General features: G+C 71.9%; 14 protein-coding genes and 1 pseudogene. 3 read left to right on the top strand and 12 right to left on the bottom strand.

Features of this window, described 5'->3' with window-relative positions; all coding sequences use genetic code 11:
- Positions 1-62 precede the first annotated feature (62 nt).
- Both msrA and ABEB00_RS01215 read right to left on the bottom strand, forming a co-directional pair.
- Positions 63-575 carry a peptide-methionine (S)-S-oxide reductase MsrA gene (gene msrA / locus ABEB00_RS01220; RefSeq protein ID WP_345616861.1) on the bottom strand — a complete coding sequence of 171 codons (513 nt, stop codon included), beginning with the start codon at positions 573-575 and terminating at the stop codon, positions 63-65.
- 271 nt (positions 576-846) lie between these two features.
- A complete protein-coding gene (locus tag ABEB00_RS01215; protein WP_345616859.1) occupies positions 847-1,890 on the bottom strand; it encodes an NAD(P)-dependent alcohol dehydrogenase in 1,044 nt (347 codons plus the stop codon).
- A gap of 118 nt (positions 1,891-2,008) precedes the next feature.
- Here ABEB00_RS01215 and ABEB00_RS01210 point away from each other — a divergent pair, with 118 nt between their 5' ends.
- The gene (locus tag ABEB00_RS01210; protein WP_345616858.1) at positions 2,009-2,920 is read left to right on the top strand and encodes a helix-turn-helix domain-containing protein; all 912 of its coding nucleotides are present in this window, start codon (positions 2,009-2,011) and stop codon (positions 2,918-2,920) included.
- A 162-nt stretch (positions 2,921-3,082) separates the two neighbouring features.
- Here ABEB00_RS01210 and ABEB00_RS01205 read toward each other — a convergent pair whose 3' ends face one another.
- The 7 genes from ABEB00_RS01205 to ABEB00_RS01175 all read right to left on the bottom strand — a co-directional run bounded on the left by ABEB00_RS01205 (position 3,083) and on the right by ABEB00_RS01175 (position 13,231).
- A complete protein-coding gene (locus ABEB00_RS01205; protein WP_345616856.1) occupies positions 3,083-4,738 on the bottom strand; it encodes a PE-PGRS family protein in 1,656 nt (551 codons plus the stop codon).
- A 223-nt stretch (positions 4,739-4,961) separates the two neighbouring features.
- Positions 4,962-5,087, bottom strand: a complete 126-nt coding sequence (locus tag ABEB00_RS01200) for a hypothetical protein (protein ID WP_345616855.1) — start codon at positions 5,085-5,087, stop codon at positions 4,962-4,964.
- A 219-nt stretch (positions 5,088-5,306) separates the two neighbouring features.
- Positions 5,307-8,627, bottom strand: a complete 3,321-nt coding sequence (locus ABEB00_RS01195; protein ID WP_345616854.1) for a S8 family peptidase — start codon at positions 8,625-8,627, stop codon at positions 5,307-5,309.
- Between the two features lie 272 nt (positions 8,628-8,899).
- Positions 8,900-9,583: an ABC transporter ATP-binding protein gene (locus ABEB00_RS01190; protein WP_345616853.1), complete on the bottom strand. Its 684-nt coding sequence runs from the start codon at positions 9,581-9,583 to the stop codon at positions 8,900-8,902.
- Between the two features lie 83 nt (positions 9,584-9,666).
- Positions 9,667-11,160: an ABC transporter permease gene (locus ABEB00_RS01185; protein ID WP_345616851.1), complete on the bottom strand. Its 1,494-nt coding sequence runs from the start codon at positions 11,158-11,160 to the stop codon at positions 9,667-9,669.
- Positions 11,161-11,362: 202 nt separating this feature from the next.
- On the bottom strand, positions 11,363-12,613 hold the full coding sequence (locus ABEB00_RS01180; protein ID WP_345616850.1) for a L,D-transpeptidase: 1,251 nt from the start codon (positions 12,611-12,613) through the stop codon (positions 11,363-11,365).
- Between the two features lie 219 nt (positions 12,614-12,832).
- A complete protein-coding gene (locus tag ABEB00_RS01175) occupies positions 12,833-13,231 on the bottom strand; it encodes a hypothetical protein (RefSeq protein ID WP_345616848.1) in 399 nt (132 codons plus the stop codon).
- A gap of 110 nt (positions 13,232-13,341) precedes the next feature.
- Here ABEB00_RS01175 and ABEB00_RS01170 point away from each other — a divergent pair, with 110 nt between their 5' ends.
- Positions 13,342-13,719, top strand: coding sequence for a hypothetical protein (locus ABEB00_RS01170; protein ID WP_345616847.1), 378 nt, complete (start codon positions 13,342-13,344; stop codon positions 13,717-13,719).
- Positions 13,720-13,788: 69 nt separating this feature from the next.
- On the opposite strand, the gene hutH is transcribed toward ABEB00_RS01170, so the two are convergent.
- The 3 genes from hutH to ABEB00_RS01155 form a co-directional block, all read right to left on the bottom strand.
- Positions 13,789-15,327, bottom strand: a complete 1,539-nt coding sequence (gene hutH, locus ABEB00_RS01165; RefSeq protein WP_345617016.1) for a histidine ammonia-lyase — start codon at positions 15,325-15,327, stop codon at positions 13,789-13,791.
- Positions 15,328-15,403: 76 nt separating this feature from the next.
- The gene (locus ABEB00_RS01160; RefSeq protein WP_345616846.1) at positions 15,404-16,552 is read right to left on the bottom strand and encodes a GGDEF domain-containing protein; all 1,149 of its coding nucleotides are present in this window, start codon (positions 16,550-16,552) and stop codon (positions 15,404-15,406) included.
- A gap of 157 nt (positions 16,553-16,709) precedes the next feature.
- Entirely contained in the window at positions 16,710-17,510 is an 801-nt protein-coding gene (locus tag ABEB00_RS01155; RefSeq protein WP_345616845.1) for an enoyl-CoA hydratase/isomerase family protein, read from the bottom strand.
- 215 nt (positions 17,511-17,725) lie between these two features.
- Between ABEB00_RS01155 and ABEB00_RS01150 the strand changes: the two are divergent.
- A pseudogene (locus ABEB00_RS01150) lies at positions 17,726-18,097 on the top strand (hypothetical protein); the annotation flags it as partial.

Here is an 18,097-nt window from a genome sequence, read left to right as displayed (position 1 = left end):
GTCAGCCCGGTCGTCCCCGCCAGCCCGGTGGCTCCCGGAGCCGCCGCCGGGCCGTCCCGCCGTCAGCCCTCGGTACGGACCGGCAGTCGCCATCCCGGGCGCGGGAAGTGGCAGGTGTAGCCGTTCGGGTAGTGCTGCAAGTAGTCCTGGTGCTCGGGCTCGGCCTCCCAGAAGGGGCCGACCGGCTCCACCTCGGTGACGACCTTGCCCGGCCACAGTCCGGAGGCGTCCACGTCCGCGATCGTGTCCTCGGCGATCCGCTTCTGCTCGTCGTCCACGTAGTAGATCGCCGAACGGTAGCTGAGGCCGATGTCGTTGCCCTGGCGGTTCTTCGTGCTCGGGTCGTGGATCTGGAAGAAGAACTCCAGGATCGCCCGGTAGTCGGTCTTCTCCGGGTCGAAGAGGATCTCGATGGCCTCCGCGTGCGTACCGTGGTCGCGGTACGTCGCGTTCGGTACGTCGCCCCCGGTGTATCCCACCCGGGTCGCCGTCACGCCGGGAAGCCGGCGGATCAGCTCTTCCATCCCCCAGAAGCATCCGCCCGCCAGTACGGCCCTCTGCGTCTGCCCAGCCATTGCGGCCCTCCCATATCTGTCGGCTCGATCTCTCGGGCTGCCCGGTTCACCTACCGGCCCACTCGCCCACCCTCCTCAACACGCGGGGGTGCCGAGCGATTCCGTGCCCCTCCGGCCGGCCCGGACAGCCGTCCGGCGGGGCAGAAGCGCCGCAGAAGCGCCGTCCGCGCGGTGGCCGAGGCGCTCGCGGCACGGCTCACGCCGATGCCCCGGGCCGGCGAACGGTCCGGGGCATCGGCGTGGTGTGGCGTGACGCGAGGGGGCGGGACGGTCAGATCGTCGCCGTGTCGATCACGAACCGGTACCGGACGTCACTCGCCAGCACCCGCTCGTACGCCTCGTTGATCTCCGAGGCACCGATCAGCTCGATCTCGGCGCCGATGCCGTGCCCGGCGCAGAAGTCCAGCATCTCCTGGGTCTCGGCGATGCCGCCGATCATCGAACCGGCGAGGGTCTTGTTGCCGCCGATGAGGGAGAACAGGTTCAGGGCGATCGGCTCCTCGGGGGCGCCGACGTTCACCAGCGCGCCGCCCGTCTTCAGCAGACCGAGGTACGCGCCGAAGTCGAGGGGCGCGGAGACCGTGGAGAGGATCACGTCGAAGGAGCCCGCCAGTTCCTCGAAGGTCTTCGGGTCGCTGGTGGCGTAGTAGTGGTCGGCGCCCAGCTTGAGGCCGTCGTCCTTCTTGCGCAGGGACTGCGAGAGGACCGTCACCTCGGCGCCGAGCGCGTGCGCGATCTTGACGCCCATGTGGCCGAGGCCGCCCAGGCCGACGACCGCGACCTTCTTGCCGGGGCCCGCGCCCCACTTCTTGAGCGGGGAGTAGGTGGTGATGCCGGCGCAGAGCAGCGGGGCGGCCTCGTCGAGGGAGAGGCCCTCGGGGATGCCCACCGTGTAGTTCTCGTCGACGACGACCTTCTCGGAGTAACCGCCGTAGGTGGGCTCACCGTCGCGGCCGACGGCGTTGTACGTGCCGACGTTCCCGCGTACGCAGTGCTGCTCCTGGCCCGCCTTGCAGTTCTCGCACTCCCGGCAGGAGTCGACCATGCAGCCGACGCCGACCCGGTCGCCGACCTTGAACTTCGTCACACCGGAGCCGACCTCGGAGACGACTCCGGCGATCTCGTGGCCGGGGACCATCGGGAAGATGGCCTCGCCCCAGCCCTCGCGGGCCTGGTGGATGTCCGAGTGGCAGATGCCGGCGAACTTGATGTCGATCAGGACGTCGTGCTCACCGACCGTGCGGCGCTCGATGGTGGTGCGCTCCAGGGGAGCCTTGGCGCTGGGGGCGGCGTATGCGGCAACAGTCGTGGTCATACCGTCCACGGTGCCTCTTCGCGGCACGTTTACCCAGGTCACCGCTTTACGTACGTCTACTGGTCCTACCACTGACGGGGTCAGGCTCCCGGTGGTGGGAACGGGAATACTGGACAGCATGGACCATAGCCCCGCCCCGCACCCCACGGACGACGAGCAGGCCTCCGGTCTCGACCGGCGGGCCGAGCTGAGCGAGTTCCTGCGCACCCGGCGGGCCCGGCTCAAGCCGGAGGACGTGGGGCTGCCGCCGCTCCCCCGGCGCCGCCGGGTGCCGGGACTGCGGCGCGAGGAGCTGGCGCAGCTCGCCGGGGTCTCGGTGGCGTACTACACCCGTCTTGAGCAGGGCAACGGGCGCAATGTGTCGACGGAGGTACTGGACGCGATCGCGCGCGCCCTGCGGCTGACCGACGCCGAGCAGGCCCACCTCAGCCGTCTGGCCAGGCCGCGGCAGCAGCGCAGGAGGCCGCGGGCGCCGCGACGGCAGCACGCGCGGCCGGCGCTGCAACAGCTCCTGGACACGATGGAGGGGGTGCCCGCCTACATCGGCGGGGCGCGTTCGGACATCCTCGCCTGGAACCGGATGGCGGCGGCCCTCTTCGGGGACTGGGGCGGGCTGCCGGCCGGCGAGCGCAACTGGGCGCGGCTGACCTTCCTCGACCCGGGCTACCGCGAGCTGTTCCTCGAATGGGACACCAAGGCGACCGACATGGTCAGCTATCTGCGGCTGTACGCGGGCCAGAACCCGGACGACCCGGAGCTGTCGGCGCTGGTGGGCGAGTTGTCCGTGAAGAGCGAGGAGTTCCGGCGGCTGTGGGCCACGCACGACGTGAAGGAGAAGGGCCACGGCGTGAAACGGATGCGGCACCCGCTCGTCGGTGAGCTGTCCCTGGCCTACGAGACGCTTCATCTGCCGGACGACGCCGGGCAGTTCCTCTGCGTCTACCACGCCGAGCCGGGCTCGGCGTCGGCGGAGGCGCTGCGGCTGCTGGCGAGCTGGGGAGTGGACGCGGCGGCCCGGCAGCCCACCTGACCCGTCCCGGCCTGGCCCCGGCCGGCCGGGACGAGACACAACGGGACGAGACACAACGGGACGAGACACAACGGGACGAGACACAACGGGACGAGACACAACGGGACGAGACACAACGGGACGGGACGCAATGGGACGGGACGGGGCAGGACGAGACGGGCGTCACGCGGCGCGCGGTCCGACCAGTTCCCGGAACAGCGCCGCCCGTTCGGGTGAACCGTCCTCGGTCCGCGCCAGCTTCTCGACCCACTGCTTCTTGATCTCGTCCAGGAAGACCTTCCAGTCCCCGCTCTCGTGCCGGGCGCCCATCTCCGCGAGGTCCACGTACCGCTGGTTCACCTTCAGCTTGCCCTGACCGACCTTGTCCGCCTTGTGGCCGTGCAGGATGCTCTCGGGGTTGCTCGTGGCCTCGCTGGAACGGAAGTCGTGCTCGTAACCGACCGGGCTGGGCTTGCCCGGGCCGATGGTCTCGATGCCGACCATCAGGTAGCCGTCCTTGCTGCCGGTCGGGGCCTGGAAGACCAGCAGCATGTGGCCGTAGGACCCGTTCGGCAGGACCACGTCGCCGTTCCAGTCCTTGGAGCCGAAGCCGCCGCCTGAGATGTCCTGCCCCAGCAGGGTCGGACGGTCCGGTCCGAGGCCGGCCACCGGCGGCGCGAGCATGTTGGTGAGCGAGGCGGGGATCTCGCCCTTCTCCTCGAACTTCCCCCGTTCCTCGCCCTTGTTCTCTCCGACCGCGATCCGGTGGGTGGCGAACCCCCGGGGCTCCACACCGGGCGCGGGCTCGCTCTTGCCGGGCCTGTCCTGCCGCGGCCGGGTGATGCCGAGGGCCTCCGTGAGCGCGGTCGGCGACTCGCCCGCGCTCAGGGCCGGGATGCGGATGTTGACCCGGCCGCCGTGGGCGAGCGCCCGGATGACGTCCTGCCCGTGGTCGTCCACATGTGCCTCGCGGCCCGCGTCGTAGAGCTGCAGCCCGTGCCGCAGGACCAGCAGGATGTTGGTGAGCATCTCGCGGGCGCCGCGGTCCTTCGCCGCGAACTGCTGGTTGGCCTCGGAGCCAGCTTCGGGGTGCCGGCGTTCGGGTGCGAGGCCGGCCGGGTGCAGGGTGTCGACGGCCGTCTGGCGGATCTGCTCGTCCCGCTCCTCCTCCAGCACCCGCTTGTCCTGGGGCGGGACGCCGGGGGCCTGGGTGGTGAAGAACCGCCCCAGGGTGTAGTCCGGCGAGGTCGGCGGGGCCTGGCCCGCCTCGCGGACGACCGGGTGGTTCGCGCGCAGGGCCAGGGTCGCGGTGAGCACCCGCTTGCCCGCGGGGAGCCCCAGCCAGTCCTTGAACGGGCCGTTGGTGTACTGCTGGGCCTGCTCGTAGGTGCCGATGCCGACCTTGTCGAGCCACTCCGGGTTCACGGTGGACAGGTGCTGGATGTCCGCGAGGTCCTGCCCGCTGAACACCTCACCCCGCAGCACCCGCCGGTCCAGGACCTTCCGCAGCCGGGACGGCCCTTCCCGCATCCACTGCTCGGGCCACCAGGTGCCGGGCGCGAAGACGTTGCGCTTCATCTTCTTCTGCACCGTGTGCTGTTCGATCGAGACGCTCAGCCGGGCGATCACCTCGGCACCCCGGTCCTCGCCCCGGGCCTCCTCCCCCGACTGCGCCGCCGGGGCGGACTGCTCGGCCGCGTCCGCGGCGGTGCTCCGACCGGTCCGCTGCACGGTCGCGGTCGCGGTCGGGGTCGCGGTCGCGGTCGGGGCGGGGCCGGGCGCCGATTCGGGCCGCGCGGTGCTGCCCGGGTCCGCGGCGAGACGCTGGAGATGGTTCACCCACGCGCCCGTCACCGCCGCGGGCGGCCGCCCGGTACGGGGCGGACTCGCCGTCCGGTCACCGGTTCGGCGGTCCTGTCCTTCCAGGGAGCGCACGGGTGTTACCTCCTCGACGAATCGACGACACGCGGTCTCGACCGCCAGTTCTACGACGGACCACGTTTCGGAGGAAGGGCCGCCGGGGCAGACTTCAGCGCCCCGGATGACAAGCCGGTCGTACCGGTCAGGCTCCGGTCGGCGCACTCCGGCGTCCCGGTGCGCGCAGGACGCGTACGACGGCGGTGTTCCCCGACAGGTGCTGGAGGGCGGCCAGGCGTTCGACCACGCCGCTCTCGGGAGCGGTGCGCACGATCCTCCCGCCCGCGCCCGCGCCCGCACCGGCACTCGCGCCCGCGCCGGTTCTCTCTCCCGCCGGTCCTGATCCGGCCGGTCTGTCGGCTCGCGGCTCCTCGCTCATCACTCACCCCCGCTCCACCCTACGAAACCCCGAGGCCGGGGAACAGAGAACGGCCCGCCCCGGACCCGGGGTCCGGAACGGGCCGTTCGGCCGTGCTCTACGGGAAGCGGATCACTTGCCGTAGTAGGCGTTGTGGATCGAGATCATCGACGTGTTGTTCTTCTTGTCGGTGATCTTGGCGCGGAAGGAGATGCCCTTGCCCTTCGCCGGGTTCTTGACGCTGATCTTGCCCTTGGTGACGGTGACCTTCTTCCAGGTCTTGCCGGTGTCGTAGGAGGCGTACACCACCAGGGACTTCAGGTTGGAGCCCTTGGCGGCGCCCTCGACGGTGACCGGGATGGAGGCCGTCTGGCCGGCCGTCTTCTTGCTGTCCAGCGTCACGGTCGCGGCGAAGCGGGCCGAGGAGGCGGGCAGCATGGTGAAGTCGGCGGTCTTCTTGGAGCGGAAGGTCCAGGTCGCGTCGATGCGGCTGGAGGCCGCCGCGACCTTGGCGGAGCGCTTGACCGACGTCGTCAGCTTGTACTCCGCGTCACCGGACGGGACGGTGAACTCCTCGTCGCCGAAGAGCGGGTCCTTGTTCGAGCCGACCTTGGTGCCGTTGCGGTAGAGCGTCGTGGTGGCCGAGGTGAAGTCCGAGGAGCCCGCGTTGCCCTTGCCGTCGGCGAACAGCGGCAGCATGCCGCCGATGCTGTTGCCGTCGCGGTAGAGACCGTAGTCGGAGGTGACGCGGGGACCGAAGACGGCCGTGTTGAAGGTCGCCGAGTAGCTCTTGCCCGCCTTGTACGTCTGCGCGGAGTTGAGCGAGTAGCCGGCGTCCGCGATCAGGTAGCCCTCGTCGTCGACACCGCCGTACTGGGTGAACGACATGTCCCACTTGACGCCGGAGGCGGTGGACAGGTGCAGGGTGCGGGTGCCGGGGAGGGTCTGCGGAACGCTGAACGAAGAGGCGCCGAAGGAGGTCGGGAGCCAGCCCAACGGGCTCAGGTCACCCTTCTTGCCACTCGCGGAGGCGCCCATGCCGACCTTCACCGTGGCCAGCTCACTCGCCTTGTAGTGGTGGGTGTAGCCGGTGCCGAGCTGCTTGACCACGCTGCCCGCGACGGTGTCGTACTGCTCCGTGGCGCCCTTGGCCCAGTGGGTGTCCCACTGCTGGCTCAGCGAGCCGTCGGTGATCTGCGGGCCGAGGTGGGCGGTGCGGAAGTCGGCGTAGGACCTGACGAACCAGCCGAAGCTCATGCCGTAGTCCGCGGTGTCCAGCGAGTAGTCGGCGGAGCCCAGGCCCTGCTTGGCGGCCTTGTCGGGGACGGTGATGTCGACCGGCTTGGCCTTGCGCGCGTCCAGCGTCACCGTGGTGTTCTTGGTGATGTCCAGCTTGGGCTGGGCCAGCCAGTCGACGCCCTCGTCGGCGGCCGGGTCGGCGCTGACGTAGACCGCGGAGTCGAGGACGTAACCGCCCTTGGGGACGCGCACGGTGACGGTGCCGTCGGCCTCGTAGGGGGAGTACTCCTTGTCGGTGCCCAGGCCGCTGAGGCCGACCAGGGTGGCCTGGTAGTTCGCGGACGGCTTGCCGTCGCGGCCGATGGCCTTCAGCGTGAGGTCGTACGACTCCACCTCGCGCTGGACCGCGGCGGCGGTGCGTACGCTCTGGCCGCCGCCCGTCGCCGTCACGTACGCCGAGTACGCGCCGTCGACGGTGCCGCCGAGGCGGGTGTCGGCGGTGAGGCCGACGGAGGCGGTGCCGCCCGCGGGGACGGTGACCGTGTCGGCGGCGAGGGAGAAGAAGCCGGCCGGGGCGGCCTTGCCCTTGGGGTCGGTGGCGGTCGAGGCCAGCTTGAGCGTGACGTCCTCGGTGCCGAGGTTGCGGTACGTCAGCTCCTCGGTGACCGGCTTGTCGTCGGTGTGCGGCCACTGCTGCGCACCGAAGCTGACCGAGACCGGGTCGGCGATGATCGTCTGGGTGATCGCCTTGTCGACCTGGACGCGGCCCGAACCCTGCTGGAACGGGGTGTAGTTGCCGCCCTTGGTGGACGCGGTGAGGGCGCCCTTCAGTTCGGCGTACGTCCACTGCGGGTGCTGCTGCTTGAGCAGGGCCGCGGCGCCCGCGACGTGCGGGGTGGCCATCGAGGTGCCGGAGATGGTGAGGTAGCCGGCCGGGCTCTCACCGACCTCCTGGGCGATGAGGCTGCCCTTCGCGGCGGCCGCGGTGATGTCGACGCCCGGGGCGGTCACATCGGGCTTGATCTGGCCGTCCAGGCCGGGACCGGTGCTGGAGAAGTCGGCCAGCGCGTCCTTGTCGTCGACGGCGCCGACGGTGAGGGCCGCGGCGGCGCTGCCCGGGGAGCCGATGGTCTGCTCGCCCCACTCGCCCTCGTTGCCGGCGGCGATGGCGAAGAGGATGCCCTTCTCGGCGGAGAGCTTGTCGACCTCCGCCTCCAGGGGGTCGATCTGCGGGGTGTCGCCGCCGCCGAGGCTCAGGTTGACGATGTCGGCGCCCTGTTCGGCCGCCCACTCCATGCCGGCCAGGATGCCGGAGTCGTCGCCGTAGCCGTCGTTGTCGAGCACCTTGCCGTTGAGCAACTGGGCGCCGGGCGCGACGCCCTTGAACGTGCCGCCGCCCTTGGCTCCGGTGCCGGCCGCGATGGAGGCGACGTGCGTGCCGTGGCCGTACTTGTCGGTGGCGTCGGGCGCGGTGGAGAAGTTCTTCGAGGCGACGACCTGGTTCTTCAGATCGTCGTGGGTGGTGTCCACGCCGGTGTCCAGGACGGCGATCTTCACGCCCTTGCCGTCGTAGCCGGCCGCCCACGCCGCCGGGGCGCCGATCTGCGCCACGGACTTGTCGAGGCTGGCCTTGCGGACGCCGTCGAGCCAGATGTGCGCGATGCCCGAGGCGGCCTTCTCGCCGTCGGTGACCGCCTTCCACAGGTCCGGCGTCTGCGTGTGCGGAGTCTGCACGGCGTCGGCGTTCAGCGACTTCAGGCTCCGGCGCAGGGTGCCCGCGTCGCGGACCTTCGCCTTCGTGGCGGCGGCGGCAGCGCTCGCCTGGTAGCCGACGATGACCTTCAGGCCGTTGCGCTGGGCCTTGCGGGTGGTGGCGCGGTTGAGTTCGGTGACGTCGAACAGGCGCCGGTCGAGCTTGCCGGTGGCGACCAGCCGGGCGGCGTCGGCCGGGATGACGAGGGTGTGCCCGTCGGCCCTGCGGACCTGCACGGGTATGTGCTCACGGCCCTTGGCCCGCTCCAGGCCGGTGACCCGGCCCTTCCCGTCCACCACGACCCGGTCACCGGTGATCAGGGTGACGCGCTTCACCGTCTTCGGCGAGGCCGGCGCGGCCTCGGCCGGGCGCTCCCCCTTCGCCGCGGCCGGAGTCGTCATGCCGGCGGCGAGTGCCACGGCAGCGGCCGCGGCGACCGTGGCCACGCCCGCTCTCTTCATTTGTCTGCGCAAGGTTCCCCCTGGTCGATGTGCCGGGCGATAAGCCGGTCACCCGGACGGGGGTGGTCTTGTACGAACGCGCGCACCCCCCGGTCACTGCAGTATGCCGGGGGGTGATCACGGGCTCAATGGATGAGAGGAAGGTAAGAGAACCGTCGGCGGACTGTTACGTGCCCGCCCGAACTCCGTTACGCCACCGATGGGTCAGCGGTGGCCGGCGCCCTCCGGGACCGGGTCGGGTCCGGTGAGCGGCCGCCGTCCCGTCCCGCGGTTCACGCCTCCGCGTTCTCCCGGATCGAGATCCTGCCCTTGCGGATGGTCGCCAGCCGCGGGGCCTTCTTCGCTATCGCCGAGTCGTGGGTGACCATGACGAAGGTCAGCCCCAACTCCTTCCACATACGGGTCAGTACGTCCATGATCTCGTCGCGCATCGACTCGTCGAGGTTTCCGGTGGGCTCGTCGGCGAGCAGCACCTTGGGCTGCTTCACCAGCGCGCGGGCGATGGCGACGCGCTGCTGCTGGCCGCCGGACATCTCGCTCGGCAGGTGTCCGAGCCGCTCGCCGAGCCCGACCGAGGCCAGCGCCTCGGCGGCCCGCTCGCGCCGGTCCTTGGTCTTGACGCCGAGCGGGACGAGCGCGGTCTCGACGTTCTCCTGCGCGGTGAGCGTGGGGATGAGGTTGAACGACTGGAAGACGATGCCGATGGTCTCGCTGCGCACCCGGGTCAGCCGGGCCTCGGAGAGCTTGGCCAGGTCGGTGCCGTCCAGGACGATCTCGCCGGAGGTGGGCCGGTCCAGGGCGCCCAGCATCTGCAGCAGCGTGGACTTGCCGCCGCCGGTGGGGCCCTGGATGACGAGCCGGTCACCGGCGGCGATGGTGAGATCGACGCCGTCGAGGGCGGTCACGGTGGACTTGCCGCGGGTGTACAGCTTGGTGACGCCGCTGAGTTCGTACATGGTCCGACTCCTGGGGAACGTGACGGGGGAGGGGGCCCGCCGTCGTGGACGGCAGGCCCCGGAAGACGCGGGGGGCGGGGTGGCTACTCGACGCGGCGCAGCGCGTCGGCCGGGCGGAGCCGGGAGGCGCGCCAGCCGCCGAAGCCGCCGGCGACCAGTCCGCCGGCGACCGCGAGGAGCACGGCCAGGGCGATGGTGGTGACGCTGACCGGCGCGGTGAGCGCGACCTCCAGCGTCTTCGACGCGGTCTGCCGGCCGGCGCCGCCCATACCACCGCCGCCACCGCCGCCGAAGCCGCCGCCACCGCCCGTGCCGCCACCGCCGGTGGAGCCGCCGATCTGGGCCTGGAGGCCCGGGCTGACCGCGGTGACGGCGTACGCGCCCGCGAGGCCCAGCGCGATACCGAGGACGCCGCCGACCAGGCCGTTGACGATGGCCTCGCCGACCACCTGCCGGGTCACCCGGCCCGACTTCCAGCCGAGCGCCTTCAGGGTGCCGAACTCGCGCACCCGGCGGGAGACGGCCGAGGAGGTGAGCAGCCCGGCGACGAGGAACGCGGCCACCAGGACCAGGATCGAGAGCCACTTGCCGACGCTGGTGGCGAGGGAGGAGGCGGTGGACAGCGAGCCGGAGACGGTGTCGGCGAGGTCGGCGGAGGTGGTGACCGTCGTGCCGGAGATGTTCTTCTGGATCTGCGACTTGACGCTGTCGATCTGCTGTGAGTCGGACGCCTGGACGTAGACCGTGGTGACCTTGTTCTTCACGTCGCCGAGCGTCTGGGCCTGCTTGAGCGGGAGGTAGAGGTTGGCGGCCGCGTCGCCGCTGTCGGCGGTGGCGATGCCGACCACCTTGAACGCGGTGCCCTTGACGGTGACCGTGGAGCCGGTCTTGAGCTTCTTCTCCTTGGCGTACGCCGAGTCGACGACGGCGACCTCGGCATCGGTCTCGGAGACCTTGAAGGTACGGCCGCTGGTGATCTTCGAGGAGGTCAGCGGGCCGAGGGCGGGCTCGGTGACGTCGGTGCCGTAGACGGAGTAGCTGTTGACGTCGAAGTCGGCTCCGCCGCCCCGCACTTCGCCCTGCGGGGCGCCCTGGCCGCTCGGGCCGCCCTGGCCCTGGCTCTCGCCCTGGCCGCTGCCGCCCTGCTGGAACTGACCCCGGGTGAACTGGCCGCTGACCTTGACGACTTGGAGGCTGAGGCCGCCCACCGCGTCGGCGACGCCGTCCTGGTCGGCGACCTTGCCGACGGTGGCGGTGGAGAGGGTCTGGAAGCCCTGCACCATGACGCGGTCGCTGGACTGCTCGTCGTCGGAGTCGCCGTCCTGCGCGTCGAACTGGAACCGCGGACGTCCGGAGTCGCCGCCCGAGGCGGACGGGGCGGCGGCCGCCTTGGTGACGGTCATGTCGGTGCCCAGGCCGTACAGCGACTGCAGGACCTGCTCCTGAGCCTTGCCCATGCCGGCGGAGACGGAGTTGACCACGATGACCAGCGCGATGCCCAGGGCGAGCCCGGAGGCGACGACGAGGGCCGCCTTTCTGCGGCGGCGCAGCTCGCGCCTCAGGTAGGTGAAGAACATGGCCGCAAGGTAGGGACGGCGCGTGATGGCCGCATAAGGCGCGGATAAGAGAAACATGAGAAGGCGGGGAAAGCCTGTGAGCAAGGACGGAAATGTCTGAGTAGGGGCGGGAAACGACCGATGCCGCCGCCCGCCCCTTTTCGAGGGCGGACGACGGCATCGAGGCCGTGCGGGCCGGCGCGGGCCGCTCGGGCGGGTCGGATCAGACCGCCGAACCGGCCTTCCACTGGGCCCAGTCCATGTTCCAGCCGTTCAGGCCGTTGTCCGGGGCGATCGTCTTGTCGCCGGTGTTCTGGACCACGACCACGTCACCGATGAGGGAGTGGTCGTAGAACCAGGCGGCCGGCGTGCCGGAGTCGTTCGCGCCCTTGGTGTCCGACAGGCCCACGCAGCCGTGGCTGGTGTTGGCGCTGCCGAAGATGGACTTGGCGCCCCAGTAGTTGCCGTGGACGAAGGTGCCGGAGGTGCTCAGCCGCATGGCGTGCGGCACGTCCTTGATGTCGTACTCGCCCTTGCCGTCGTCATCGGTGAAGCCGACCGTCGAGCCGTCCATCCGGGTCTCCTTGTACTTCTCGGAGATCACCATCTGGCCCTCGTAGGTCTTGTTGTCGGGGGAACCGGCGGAGATCGGGATCGTCTTGACGGTCTTGCCGTCCTGCGTGACCTTCATCTGCTTGGTCTTCGCGTCGACGTAGGTGACCTGGTTGCGGCCGATCTTGAAGGTGACGGTCTTCTGCTGGACGCCGTAGACACCCTCGGCGCCCTCGACGCCGTCGAGCGCGAGCTTGAGGGTGACGGTGGAGCCCTCCTGCCAGTACTCGTCCGGGCGGCAGTCCATGCGGTTGGCGTTGAACCAGTGGCAGACGACCTCCTGGCCGCCGCTGCTGGTGACCGTGATGCCCTTCTGCACGGCCGCCTTGTCGCTGATCGCCTTGTCGAAGTTGATCGAGACCGGCATGCCGACACCGACCGTGGAGCCGTCGTCCGGCGTGAAGGTGCCGATGAAGCTGTTGTCGGGGGAGACCGTGGTGAAGGACGAGTTCTCGTGGGCGGCGCGGCCCTCGGAGTCCTCGGCCGTGGCCGACAGCTTGTACTTGGTGGCCCGCTCCAGTTGGGCGCTGGGCTTCCAGCTCGTCTTGTCCGCGGATATCTCGCCGCTGACCGCGGTGCCGTCCGCGGTGGTCATCTTCACCTCGGTGAGCGTGCCCTCGCTCACGGTCACGGCGGCGTCGTTGTTAATGGAGGCGTTGGACGAGCCGTTCTTCGGCGTGATCTTGATCTGGGCCTCGGAGGTCTTCTCGGCCGCCGCCTTGTCGACCTGCTGGGACTGGGAGGCGTCACCACCCCCGCCCGAGGCGTCGTCGTCGCCGCCGGAACACGCCGAGAGCACCAGCACCCCGCCGAGCAGAGCGGACGCGGCCGCGAGGCCCTTGCGCCGCTTGCTGTTCGTCATCACACGCTTCTCCATCGCTACCGATTGCGGAAACCCGGGATTCCCCGTCAGGACGTTCAACGCTACGACCGGTTCATCCCGTTCCACCTCGCCGTCAGGTGTGGGGCACACCACTTGGCCGGGTCGGCCGGGTGGTGCGGATCTCGGTCGGTGCGTCCGCTGAGACGACGAAACCCCGGACGGCGGTTGCCGCCCGGGGCACGTTTTCCCCGAAGCGCGTCAGCCGACCGTCTTCTCCTCGCCGTCTTCGCTGTCCTCTTCGTCTTCTTCGTCTTCTTCGTCTGCTGCGCCTGCTGCGTCTTCCCCTTCATCATCCTCGTCGAGGTCCCACTCGGGCGAATCGGGGTCGTAGTCGATCTGCTCGCAGCTCCAGGACGCCTGCTGCAGCTCGACCCCCGGCACCTCGCTGACCAGGTCGAACGGGTCCACGAGGTAGGCCAGCGCCTCCGCGGCGTCCGCGGTCACGGCGTCCTCGGCACGGCCCCGCTCCCCCTCGGGCAGCTCGACGTCGTCGGCGACCCGCTGGAGCGCGGCCCCGGTGACCGCCTCGTCGTCCTCGATCTCAAGGACCAGCTCCACGCGGACCCGTACAAATCGTGATGTCTCAGGAGTGCTCATGCCCGGAGCGTACGGCCGAGGCGTCCCGTGACTTTCCCGTGACCCGCGCCTTTCACTAACATCGCCCCACACGGCCAATTCGCCAGCGCCACAAGGGGGATCGATATTCCGTGTCATCCGCTCGCCGTCCGTTGCTGACCGCCGCCGCCGCGGGTGCCCTGCTGGGCGCCCTGTGGTTCGTCCCGTCCGCCAACGCGTCCTCGCGGACCGGTGCGGCAGACACGCCCGCGCCGAACCCGTCCTCGCAGGTCACCCAGCAGGCGAGAGCCACTTCCACGGATGCCGGCATCCAAGCTGACACCGGGCCGGGCACCGAAGCGGACACCGCGGCGGACCCGGAGGCGCAGACCGCCGGCACCCGGCCGACCAGACTGGCCGACACCGGCAGTTTCGACAGCACTCCGTACGTCGTCGGCGGCGCGACCTTTCTGTCCATGGGAGCCGGGTTCGTGGTGTATTCGGTACGCCGCGAGCGCCTCGGCTTCTGAGGGTTGACCAGACCTTTGCCACTCTTGACCGACATTTGACGTCGGTGCGGCGCTCGCGGAGATCCCGCGCTACCGCAGCGGCCCGGTCACCGTCTCCGCCGCCGCGACCAGGCGTCCGTCCCGGACGAAGGCGTCCGCGGCGGCCAGGTCCGGTGCCAGGAAGCGGTCCGGACCCGGCCCCTCCACCCCCGCCCGCCGTACGGCCTCGACGACCGCCCGCGAGGCGGGGGCCGGGGTGAGTCCCTCGCGGAGCTGGAGCGCGCGGGTGGCGGCGTACAGCTCGACGGCGAGGACCCGGCCGAGGTGGCCGACGGCCGTGCGCAGCTTGCGCGCCGCCGACCAGCCCATGGAGACGTGGTCCTCCTGCATGGCGGAGGACGGGATGGAGTCCGCGGAGGCCGGTACGGCGAGCCGTTTCAACTCGCTGACCAGGGCGGCCTGCGTGTACTGGGCGATCATGAGCCCGGAGTCGACGCCGGGATCGTCGGCGAGGAACGCGGGCAGGCCGTGGCTGCGGTTCTTGTCCAGCAGCCGGTCGGTGCGCCGCTCGGCGATGGAGGCGAGGTCGGCGACGGCGATCGCGAGGAAGTCCAGGACGTACCCGACCGGGGCGCCGTGGAAGTTGCCGTTGGACTCCACCCTGCCGTCGGCCAGGACCACCGGGTTGTCCACGGCGGCGGCCAGTTCCCGCTCCGCGACCAGGCGGGCGTGGGCGAGGGTGTCCCGGCCGGCGCCGGCGACCTGCGGGGCGCAGCGCACCGAGTAGGCGTCCTGGACGCGCGGGGCGTCGTCCTGGTGCTGGCCGGTCAGCCCCGAGCCCTTGAGCACGGCCGCCATGTTGGCGGCGCTGGCGGCCTGCCCGGGGTGCGGGCGGACGGCGTGCAGTTCGGGGGCGAGCACCCGGTCGCTGCCGAGCAGCGCCTCCATGGTCAGGGCGGCGGTGACGTCGGCGGACCGGTAGAGGGTGTCGAGGTCGGCGAGGGCCATGACCAGCATGCCGAGCATGCCGTCGGTGCCGTTGAGCAGGGCGAGGCCCTCCTTCTCGCGCAGTTCCACCGGGCGCAGGCCGTGTTCCGCGAGGAGTTCGGCGGCCGGCCGCACGGTCCCGTCCGGCCCCTCGGCGTCGCCCTCCCCCAGCAGCGTGAGCGCGCAGTGGGAGAGCGGCGCGAGGTCGCCGGAGCAGCCGAGCGAGCCGTACTCGTGCACGACCGGGGTGATGCCGGCGTTGAGCAGGGCGGCCATGGCCTCGGCGACCTCGGGGCGGACGCCGGTACGGCCCGAGCAGAGGGTCTTCAGCCGCAGGAACATCAGGGCCCGTACGACCTCCCGCTCGACCGCCGGGCCCATGCCGGCGGCGTGCGAGCGGACGATGTTGCGCTGCAGCCGGGCCCGCAGGCCGGGGCTGATGTGCCGGGTCGCCAGGGCGCCGAAGCCGGTGCTCACGCCGTACACGGGTTCGGGCTTGGCGGCCAGCGCGTCCACGATCTCGCGGGCCGCCGCCAGCGCCGCGAGCGCCTCGTCCGAGAGCCGGACGCGGGCCCCGTCACGGGCCACGGCGAGGACGTCGGACGCGGTGACGCCGGTGGTCCCCACCACCACAGTGTGCATATCCATATTCAGGAGCGTACGCAGTGAATGCGAGGGTTGTCATCACCGGGCAGCGGTTTCACCCCTTACCGGTGCGTCACGGTGCGTGCCGTCCCCGGAACCGGCGACGCTCACCGCCCTCCTCCCGGGAGGGCTCGTCGGCCAGCCGTACGACGGGGTCGTCGGGGCCCGCGCGGCCGGCGACGACCGGCACGGTGGCCCGCTCGGCCTTGGCCCGGTACTGGGCGGCGTCCGCGAGCCGGAAGAGGCGGCGGGCGGAACGGACCGGACCGATCGGGTCGTCGGTCGACGCCACCCCGCAGGCGACCCCGTCGCCCAGTTCCAGTTCCCCGGCCCGGCAGCACAGTTGGCCGGCGGCCTCGACCACGGCGTCGGCCGGCGCCCCGACCGCCAGCAGGCAGAACTCGTCGCCGCCGAGCCGGCCCGCCAGCGCGCCCGGCAGCATCGCGCCGCACAGCGACAGCACCGAGCCGAAGCGCTCCAGCAGGCGGTCGCCGACGGCGTGCCCGTGGGTGTCGTTGACCCGCTTGAGCCCGTTGAGGTCGCAGACGACGAGGCTGACGACCACCCCCTCCCGGCGGTGCCGTTCCACGGCCTCGTCCAGGCGGGCGTCGACGGCCCGGCGGTTGGCGAGGCCGGTGAGCGCGTCGGTGTACGCCAGCCGCCGCACCTCCTCCAGCCGCTCGGTCTGGGCGATCCCGGCGGCGACCACGGAGGCCAGGACGGTGGCGAAGTCGGCGTCGTCGCGGGCGAACACCGGCCCGCCCGCCGGACGCGCCACGTACAGCTCGCCCCAGGCGCGCCCGTGCAGCACGATCGGGGCGACGACGCAGCAGCCCCGGCCGCGCCGGCGCAGGGCGGCGACACGCTGACGGACGTCACCGGACCGGCCGGCCGCCGGTCCCTCGGCCGTCTCCACCCAGGCGTCCGGCTCGCCGCCGCCGGCCCAGCGCTCGTGCAGGAACTCGGTGATCTCGGCGAACTGGTGCACCGGGTAGGACTCGTCCTCCGGGAACTCCTCCTCGCCCTCGGTCCGGGCACCGGTGTTCACCAGCACCCGGAGCCGCCCCAGTTCCCGCTCCCACACCGACAGGGCGGCGAAGCTGCCGCCCAGCGCCCGGCAGGCGCCGCCGGCCGCCGCCCGCCACGCCTCGTGCGGGCCGTGCGCGGCAGCCATCCCCTGCGCCAGCGCGACGACGGCCGCCAGACGTCTGTCCTCACCCATTTCCTCAGGCTAGGTAAATTCGGGAGGAACAGGACATCGGCTACGCCAAGCGCGGTCGCCACCGCTACCGACAGTGACCGCGACGCCTCCGCCCGAGCCCGTGGGCGCTGCTGGGCCCTACTCGGCACTACTGGGCACTACTGGGCACTACTGGGCGCTACTCGCCGGGCCAGCGCGGCGCGCGCTTCTCGTTGAAGGCGGCCACACCCTCCGCGCGGTCCCCCGAGAACGCCGCCGTCCGCCACGCCGCGTCCTCGACCTCCAGGCCGGCCCGCAGGTCCAGCCCCTGTCCCAGCCGCAGCGCGCGCTTGGCGGCGCGCAGGCCGACCGGGGAGTGGGCGGCGATCCGGGACGCCAGCGCCAGCGCCTCCTCCGTGTCCCGGCCCGCCTCGACCAGCACGTCGACGAGGCCCAGCTCGCGGGCCTCCCCGGCCTCGACCCGCCGCGCCGAGAAGACCAGCTCGGCGGCGCGCGCCGCCCCCACCCGGCGTGGCAGCAACTGCGTCCCGCCACCGCCGGGGATCACGCCGACGGAGACCTCGGGCAGCCCCACCACCGCCGTGCGGTCGGCCACGATCACGTCGCAGGAGAGCGCCAGTTCGAACCCGCCGCCCAGCGCGAAGCCGTGCACGGCCGCGAGCGCGGGCACCGGCAGCTCCAGCACCGCCGTGTACGCGGCCCGCGCCACCGGGCGCTGACGCAGCAGGTCGGCGTCGGTGAAGGAGTTGCGCTCCTTGAGGTCCGCGCCGACGCAGAAGGCCCGCTCGTGGGTCGAGGTCAGCACCACCGCCCGTACGTCCCGGTCGGCGCCGAGCGCCGCGCAGGCCGCGGTGACGGACTCGGCCATGGCGGTGGAGACGGCGTTCATGGCCTGGGGCCGGTCGAGCGCCAGCTCGGCGACCCGCCCCTCCCCGTGCCGCCGCACCCGCACGAACTCCCCGAACCGCTCCTCGCCCATGACACCCTCCCGGTTAACGTCGGTTAACACCTCTGACCGTTCCGATCATCGCAGGCCGAGCGCGTCCGCAGAAGCGGGCCCGGACCGGTTCCCGCACCGGACGCGCCCACTCGTCCGGGTGACATCCGCTCGGCCGGACGGGTCAGCGCGTGCTCCGGCGCATAGCGTGCGCTCCTGGTGCCGCGTCGCCCGGGAGGCGGCACCGGGGAGGGACCATGACCACGTATCCGCGGCGGCCGGCGCCATCGCCGGGCGGTGCCGGCACCACCCGGGGCCCGCGCGGCCGGCACCGGCGCCCCCGGTCCTGGGCCGGCGGGTGGCGGGGGTCGCGCAAGCCGCTGCTGGTGACCGGCGCACTGGCTCTGGCGGCGGCCGCCCTGAGCCTCGTAGCCCCGCCACTGGAGCCGGACACCGGCGGCCGCCACCCCGTCGAGGCCCGGCAGCGCGCCGCGTCCGGCCCGGTCACCGGCCGGACTGCCGCCGGCGCCGCCGCCACGACGGAGTCCGCGGCCCGGCCGGGCGCCGCGGCCGGTGCCGCGGCGGGCTCCGCCGCCGGGTCCCCGAACCCGCCCGCGAGCGCCCGGGGC

It is taken from the genome of Streptomyces ziwulingensis (assembly GCF_039542605.1).
Lineage (GTDB): Bacteria > Actinomycetota > Actinomycetes > Streptomycetales > Streptomycetaceae > Streptomyces > Streptomyces ziwulingensis.
This window is presented reverse-complemented; position numbering and strand designations above follow the sequence as displayed.